The sequence below is a fragment of the uncultured Veillonella sp. genome, assembly GCF_963534045.1.
In the GTDB taxonomy this organism is placed as follows: Bacteria; Bacillota; Negativicutes; order Veillonellales; family Veillonellaceae; genus Veillonella.
The window spans coordinates 1-8,554 of record NZ_CAUSQT010000049.1 but is presented as its reverse complement, the minus strand read 5'-3'; the positions used below and the strand labels follow the sequence as shown (position 1 = coordinate 8,554).

The window sequence follows — 8,554 nt, the reverse complement described above, 5'->3', positions numbered from 1 at the left end:
GTACACGGGCAACTTTACGAAGCGCGGAGTTTGGTTTCTTTGGAGTAGCTGTGTACACACGAGTACATACACCACGTTTTTGTGGAGATTCTTGAAGCGCTGGAGCTGTAGATTTTTTAGTCAAGCTCATGCGACCTTTGCGTACTAGCTGATTAATTGTTGGCATTTGGGCACCTCCTTTCCAAATTTGAGATTTATAATTGATCCGTCATAACAAATTGTTACATCGGATATTACCGAGATTAACGTAGGATGCCTACCGCTGTGGCCCGCACCTTAATGCGGCACGCACGACCAAGGTCATCCATCGTATGCTTATCGTCGAACGGTATATTATGTTCCACGCAAGCCATCCGTACAGGATCTACTACGTAGCTATCGCTATCGCAGCCGAGAAACACAAACTTAACAGAGCCTTTTGCAATTGATTTAATCGTTTGCTTAGCACCTATTGTCTTGTTCGCCGATGCCAAATGGGCAATGTCCATGGTTACATCTTCTCCTTACGAAACTATGCTCAGGGCGCACTTGCCCTCTAAGCACTATGTAAGTATATCAATTACTCAAACGCATGTCAAAGGTTTTTTAACACTCAAAACCGCTATTTCACTGTATTTAATATGTACACCTATCCGTGTGTATCATTTATAAGAATTCCATGAAGTATTCTCGTTTTTTTATACAAATATAGATAATTTTGCTTATTTTTATACACTTTATACATATTCAATTCTATTGACGCAGTCTTGTTATGCAAAATTGATATAACAAAAAAAGATATTCCTAAATTATTTAACAATCTAGGAATATCTCTTTTATTTTCTAATCATAGCTATAAGCTATAAAACCTTATTTTTCTATGATTTCACCGTCATCAGTTAATTCCAAAATTTCAGGAGCTTTTTTAACTACTTCAATTTTACGGTAACGGCTCATACCAGTACCGGCAGGAATCAATTTACCGATAATAACATTTTCCTTAAGACCCAATAATGGATCGATTTTGCCCTTAATAGCAGCATCTGTAAGAACACGTGTAGTTTCTTGGAATGATGCAGCAGACAAGAAGGAATCTGTAGCCAATGCAGCTTTAGTAATACCCAACAATGTACGTTTACCAGTAGCATTTTCACGGCCATTCAATGTTAAACGACGATTTTCTTCATCAAATGTGTTGATATCAATCATGTCGCCAGGAAGCATATCTGCATCGCCAGCAGTTTCGATTTTAACTTTATGAAGCATTTGACGAACAATAACTTCAATGTGTTTATCGTTGATTTCTACACCTTGAGATTTATATACTTTTTGTACTTCGTATACGAGGTAACGTTGTGTTGCTTGTGTGCCCATTACACGCATGATGTCATGAGGATTAATGGAACCTTCTGTCAAACGTGCGCCCAAGGATACAACATCACCGTCTTTAACGATAATGCGGGAACCATAAGGGATGAGGTAATCGAGTTCAATACCATCTTCACCTGTAATAAAGATAGTATTAGTACCTTTTTTACCTTCGTTAGGTACAACACGTACTACACCTTCATTTTCAGCAATGATTGCATTACGTTTTGGTTTACGAGCTTCGAACAATTCTTCAACACGAGGCAAACCTTGTGTGATATCGTCACCTGCGACACCGCCTGTATGGAATGTACGCATTGTCAATTGTGTACCAGGTTCACCGATGGATTGAGCCGCAATGATACCAACTGCTTCACCGACTTGAACTTGGTCACCTGTACCAAGGTCACGACCATAGCACTTACGACATACGCCATAAGGGCTGCGACAAGTCAATACGGAACGGATTTTAACAACATCGTAATGTTTTACAACTTCATCAGCAAGTTCTTCAGTAATTTCACCATTCAATGGAACGATAACTTCACCAGTTTCCTTATTGATTAATTCTTCAGCTGCAATACGACCTACGATACGGTCTTTCAATGGTTCAATAATACCCGTACCTTCAACGATAGCTTCTACTTCAATACCGTTGATTTCATTATTGCGTACTTGTACCTCTTTTACATCAGAGTTTAGAATTGCTTCGATACCTTCTTCTGTAAGGCGTGTATCAGCAGGGTAGATTTCTACGCCATTGCTGTCCACGATAGCATTTACAGTATCCTTGTTCAACATATTTTGAACCATAGTTTCTTTTAATGTCGCACGGATACTATCGTCGCTTTCACCAAGAAGGATCTTTTGTACCAAATTAGTATGGTTAATATCGCTATCAGAGCCTAAATGTGCACCGCGCAAGGAGATAGCTGTTACACCAGCATCTGCGATATCTGCTAAGCTTTGTTCATCAAGAATAGTTTCTGCAGGAACAGCTAATTCACCTGTTTCAACATTTACTACATCTTTATCGAGAACGCGGCCAATCAATTTGTCTTTCAACATTTCAAGAGCTTGACGTGGAGATGTAGCCAAACGAGCGCGTTCACGAACGAGATCGATACCTACAACGTCACAATCGTCCTCACGAACGATAACGTCTTGAGATACGTCAACAAGACGACGAGTCAAATAACCGGAGTCAGCTGTACGAAGTGCTGTATCGGCCAAACCTTTACGAGCACCATGAGAGGACGTAAAGTAATCCAATACAGTCAAACCTTCTTTAAAGTTTGCCTTGATTGGCAAGTCGATGATACGACCAGATGGGTCAGCCATCAAACCACGCATACCAGCAAGCTGACGAATTTGTTGTTTGTTACCACGGGCACCGGAGATAGCCATCATATATACAGGGTTGAAGCCATCTTTATCGCGCGCCATATTATCCATCATGGCATCAGTAACATCTTCTGTTGCTTTTGTCCACAATTGGATAGTTTTACGATAACGTTCTTCTTCTGTAATAAGACCACGGCGATATAGACGAGATACTTTTTCTACTTCTTGTTCTGCAGTATCAAGTAAATCGAATTTTTCTTCTGGTACTTTAATATCCGCAATGGCTACTGTCATACCTGCACGACGTGCAAAGGAGTAACCAAGGGATTTAATTCTGTCTAAGAGTTCAGCAGTTTTTTCATTGCCGAATAATTGGAAACATTGATCTACAAGTTTACCAACCGTCTTCTTATCCATAACCTTACCCAATGTGTAAGTACCGTCTTCTTTTTGTTCATATTGCCATAATTCTGGGAACAAAGCGTTGTTAAAGATCAAACGACCAGCTGTAGTTTCTACGCGACCGTGTTCAGGCAAGCGAATGTATAAAATATCTTGCAATCCGATAACATGAGAATCGTAAGCAAGCATTACTTCGTCATATGTAGCAAATGTTTTTGCTTTATCACGAGTATCTTCGCGTACAACTGTTAGGTAATAAGTACCCAAAATCATATCTTGAGATGGAACAGCAACTGGCTTACCATCTTTTGTTGATAAGATATTATGAACGGATAGCATCAATGTACGAGCTTCGGATTGAGCTTCTACGGACAATGGTAAGTGACAAGCCATTTGGTCACCGTCAAAGTCGGCGTTGAAGGCTGTACATACTAATGGATGCAATTTGATAGCACGGCCTTCCCAAAGGATTGGTTCGAAAGCTTGAATACCAAGTCTATGCAATGTAGGGGCACGGTTCAAGAGAACTGGATGTTCTTTGATAACCTCTTCCAAGGATTCCCATACACCAGGGCCTACGCGTTCTACTTGGCGCTTAGCAGCCTTAATATTGGATGCTTGTCCACGTTCTACCAAGCGTTTCATAACGAATGGCTTGAACAATTCCAATGCCATTTCTTTAGGCAAACCACATTGGTGCATTTTAAGTTCAGGACCTACTACGATAACGGAACGACCGGAGTAGTCAACACGTTTACCAAGCAAGTTTTGACGGAAACGACCTTGTTTACCTTTAAGCATATCGGACAAGGATTTTAATGGACGGTTGCCAGGGCCTGTTACAGGACGACCACGGCGACCATTATCGATCAATGCGTCAACAGCTTCTTGCAGCATACGTTTTTCGTTGCGCACGATGATATCAGGAGCACCTAAGTCCAACAAACGTTTCAAACGGTTGTTACGATTGATAACACGACGATATAAATCATTAAGGTCAGATGTAGCAAAGCGACCACCATCTAATTGAACCATAGGGCGCAATTCAGGTGGGATAACAGGAACGACATCCATAATCATCCATTCTGGACGGTTGCCAGATTGACGGAATGCTTCTACTACTTCAAGACGGCGAACGGCACGGATTTTACGTTGACCACTTGCAGTGTTCAACTCTTCGCGCAATTCAGCATTTAATTGTTCTAAATCAAGTTCAGATAATAATGCTTTTACCGCTTCTGCACCCATGTCGATACATACGAATAAGATTTCTTCTGTAGCACCTAATTCGTAACGTTCTTCACGAGTTAATTCTTCATATTCTTTATCAGCTTCTGGAATTGTAGCATCTTCACGAAGTGCTGCATTATAACGTTCTTTACGTTGTGCTTCACGAACGATAGCCAAACGTTCATTACGTTGTGCCACAGTTTCGATAACTACGGATTTACCACCGATAGTATATCCTTCTTCATTGAATTGAGCTTCGTATTCACGGTATTCTTGTTCAGATAACAATTGGCGTTTTGCCAATGGGCTACCTGCAGGATCAACTACGATATAGGAAGCAAAATACAATACGCGTTCCAAGGAACGTGGAGATACATCAAGGATAAGGCCCATACGAGATGGGATACCCTTGAAGTACCAAATATGGGATACAGGTGTAGCCAATTGGATATGGCCCATACGTTCACGACGCACTTTAGCACGTGTTACTTCTACGCCACATTTATCGCAGACAACGCCTTTATGGCGGATGCGTTTATATTTACCGCAGTGACATTCCCAGTCCTTTGTTGGTCCAAAAATGCGTTCGCAAAATAGACCATCACGTTCTGGCTTTAACGTACGGTAGTTAATTGTTTCTGGTTTTTTAACTTCCCCATGAGACCATTCTAAAATTTGCTCTGGAGAGGCTAAACCGATTCGCATGGAATCAAATTCATTTACGTCTAGCACTACTATCGCTCCCTTCCTAATATTCAGTATCAGTCTTCATCTGCGGAGGATTCACTAATTGGATATGCTAATTGGCTAAGAATATCATCATCGCCACCATTAGATACTTCTTCCTCTGCTTCTGGGTCTACAACTGTTACTTCATCTGTTTCAACAGCATCGCCGTCCATAACATCTTCAATACCAGTTTCTACCACTTCATCTTCGTCATCAAGTTCTTTCATAACAACTTCTTCTTGATCTTCGTTCAAGATTTTTACATCTAGACCGATACTTTGAAGTTCTTTGAGCAATACTTTGAAGGACTCAGGCACACCTGGTTCAGGAATATTTTCGCCTTTAACGATTTTTTCGTATGCTTTAACACGACCAACAACGTCGTCAGACTTAACAGTTAATAGTTCTTGAAGAGTATAGGCTGCGCCATATGCTTCAAGGGCCCAAACTTCCATTTCCCCGAAACGTTGGCCACCAAATTGAGCTTTACCACCCAATGGTTGTTGTGTAACAAGGGAGTACGGACCTGTGGAGCGCGCATGAATTTTATCATCAACCAAATGGTGAAGTTTCAACATGTATACGTAACCAACCGTTACACGGTTATCCATAGGTTCACCGGTACGGCCATCGTACAATACGGTTTTACCATCATCTGGGCGACCAGCGATATCCAATGTTTCGAATACATCTTTTTCATGGGCACCATCAAATACAGGTGTAGCGATATGAATACCAGCTACATCCGGTTTTGGCATACCATAGGTATCATAGTCATAGCCTAATTTCTCCAAATCTTTGCGAATTTCAACGCGTTTAGCACGAGCTTCTTCGATATGGTTCAATGTAGCACGTACCTTGTTGATGCGTTCTAATTCTTCAACAAGAGCTGGATCCATTTCAGGCACTTCTTCTTCAGTGCCGAAATATTCCATGTGAAGTGCATTGTATTTAGATTCTAATGCTTTCAATTCATTGTAACGAGCTTCGCCACCAAGTGCAGCCAATTTCTTTTGAGCAGCTTCTTCTACGTGACCTAAGATTTGAGATTTCAAATCGATGATTTTTTCATCAATATCAAAATGAGCTACTGTTACATCTTCTTTCGCTTTAGCTTCTAACTCTTCAATTTCAGCATATAATTTGCGAATTGCATCGATTTGTTCCCAATAGGATTCATCAGTACGCGCTTCTTTCAATACATTTTGAATATGAAGATCTGTAGCCTTAATTTTCATGCCCAAGCCTTGAACAGCCCAGCCTAAGTGAGTTTCAAGAACCTGACCAATGTTCATACGAGAAGGTACGCCCAATGGGTTCAATACGATTTGTACTGGAGTACCATCTGGAAGGAATGGCATATCTTCTTTTCTCATTACGCGAGAAACGACACCTTTGTTACCATGACGACCGGCCATTTTATCGCCTTCGTGGATTTTACGTTTTTGAGCGATGTAAACGCGAACAAGTTTGTTTACACCTGGTTGTAACTCATCACCATTTTCACGAGTGAACACTTTAACGTCTACAACCTTACCACATTCACCATGAGGCACACGGAGGGATGTATCTCGAACTTCGCGTTCTTTATCACCAAAAATAGCACGTAACAAACGTTCTTCTGGTGTTAATTCAGTTTCGCCTTTTGGTGTAGCTTTACCTACGAGGATATCACCAGGATGTACTTCTGCACCGATGCAAATGATACCATCTTCATCTAGGTTTTTAAGTGTATCATCACCAGTATTAGGCAATTCACGAGTGATTTCTTCGGCACCTAGTTTAGTGTCGCGCGCATCACATTCGTATTCTTCAATATGAATGGATGTATAGATATCTTCTTTGCAAAGTTCTTCACTAAGCAAGATAGCATCTTCGTAGTTATAACCTTCCCAAGGCATGAACGCTACAAGAACATTAAAGCCAAGAGCCAATTCACCACCATCAGTAGCAGGACCATCAGCCAATACTTGGCCTTTTACAACATGGTCACCACGATTAACGATTGGTTTTTGGTTAAAGCATGTGGATTGGTTAGAACGAAGGAATTTATTCAAACGGTATGTATCAACACGACCATCGCTATCGCGAAGAACGTGGATTTCATTACCCCAGCAACGTACGACTTTACCAGCTTCGCGTGCCAATACGCAAACGCCAGAGTCAGTAGCCGCTGTATATTCCATACCTGTACCAACTAAAGGTGCTTGAGCACGGAGCAAAGGCACCGCTTGACGTTGCATGTTCGCACCCATCAAGGCACGGTTCGCATCATCGTTTTCAAGGAATGGAATCATAGCTGTACCGATGGATACAACTTCTTTTGGACTAACGTCCATGTAATCAACCTTATCAGGTGTTACTTCTAATACGTCATGACCACGACGACATGCTACATGGTCATTAGCAAAACAACCATCTGCATCAAGAGGAGAGTTCGCTTGGGCAATTGTCATGCCTTCTTCTTCATCGGCAGTCATATAAGTAACGCTTTCAGATACGCGTACTTTTACAACCTTATCCGCGTCAGCACCTTCGCCGTAAATTTTTTCAACCTTACGGTATGGAGCCTCGATGAAACCGAATTCATTAACCTTCGCATAGTTAGATAAGGAGTTAATCAAACCGATGTTAGGACCTTCTGGTGTTTCAATAGGACACATACGGCCATAGTGAGAGTGATGCACGTCACGAACTTCGAAACCTGCACGTTCACGAGATAAACCGCCAGGTCCAAGGGCAGATAGACGACGTTTATGTGTCAATTCTGCTAATGGGTTTGTTTGGTCCATAAATTGAGACAACTGAGAAGAACCAAAGAATTCTTTAATCGCTGCTACAACAGGACGAATATTAATCAACGCTTGAGGCGTAATGGATTCAATTTCTTGAATTGTCATGCGTTCACGTACAACACGTTCCATACGAGTCAAGCCAATACGGAATTGATTTTGTAACAATTCACCTACGCAACGAAGACGACGGTTACCCAAATGGTCGATATCATCTGTATGGCCGGCACCATCCATCAAGTTCAAGAGGTAAGAGATATTAGCAATCATATCTTCTCTTGTAACTGTACGATGGTTAAATTCTAAGTTGCAGTTGTTGCAAATGATTTTGGATACTACACCATCTGGATTAGTGATATAGAATTCAGCAAAACCTTCACCGCTAAATACACCGCTCTTAGCAACGATATCAAGTTGTTCTTCCCCAACTTGTACACCTGCATCAAGGATGATTTCACCTGTTTCAGTATCAACAATTGGTTGTGCCAATGTTTGACCCAACATACGTTGACGCCATCCTAGTTTTTTATTTAATTTATAACGACCTACGCGCGCTAAATCATAACGGCGAGCATCGAAGAATAAATTATCGAATAAATTACGAGCAGATTCTACAGTAGGAGGTTCACCTGGACGTAATTTTTTATAGATTTCTACCAATGCTTCATCAGCAGATTGAGTTGTATCTTTTTCTAATGTACGAACAATGC

General features: G+C 41.2%; 3 protein-coding genes and 1 pseudogene. All 4 read right to left on the bottom strand.

Going from position 1 to position 8,554, the window contains the following annotated elements; all coding sequences use genetic code 11:
• Positions 1-166, bottom strand: a pseudogene (locus RYP29_RS07490) (30S ribosomal protein S12); the annotation flags it as partial.
• Positions 167-242: 76 nt separating this feature from the next.
• Positions 243-488: a ribosomal L7Ae/L30e/S12e/Gadd45 family protein gene (locus RYP29_RS07485; RefSeq protein ID WP_005377124.1), complete on the bottom strand. Its 246-nt coding sequence runs from the start codon at positions 486-488 to the stop codon at positions 243-245.
• A gap of 361 nt (positions 489-849) precedes the next feature.
• Positions 850-5,028, bottom strand: a complete 4,179-nt coding sequence (gene rpoC / locus RYP29_RS07480; RefSeq protein WP_399452318.1) for a DNA-directed RNA polymerase subunit beta' — start codon at positions 5,026-5,028, stop codon at positions 850-852.
• 56 nt (positions 5,029-5,084) lie between these two features.
• Positions 5,085-8,554: DNA-directed RNA polymerase subunit beta (gene rpoB / locus RYP29_RS07475; protein WP_311532856.1), on the bottom strand; the 3,470-nt coding region annotated here is incomplete at its 5' end.

Bases quoted from the DNA above. Each gene is read 5' to 3' on its own strand.
- RYP29_RS07485 (WP_005377124.1), bottom strand. From the start codon at position 488: ATGGACATTGCCCATTTGGCATCGGCGAACAAGACAATAGGTGCTAAG.
- rpoC (WP_399452318.1), bottom strand. From the start codon at position 5,028: ATGCGAATCGGTTTAGCCTCTCCAGAGCAAATTTTAGAATGGTCTCAT.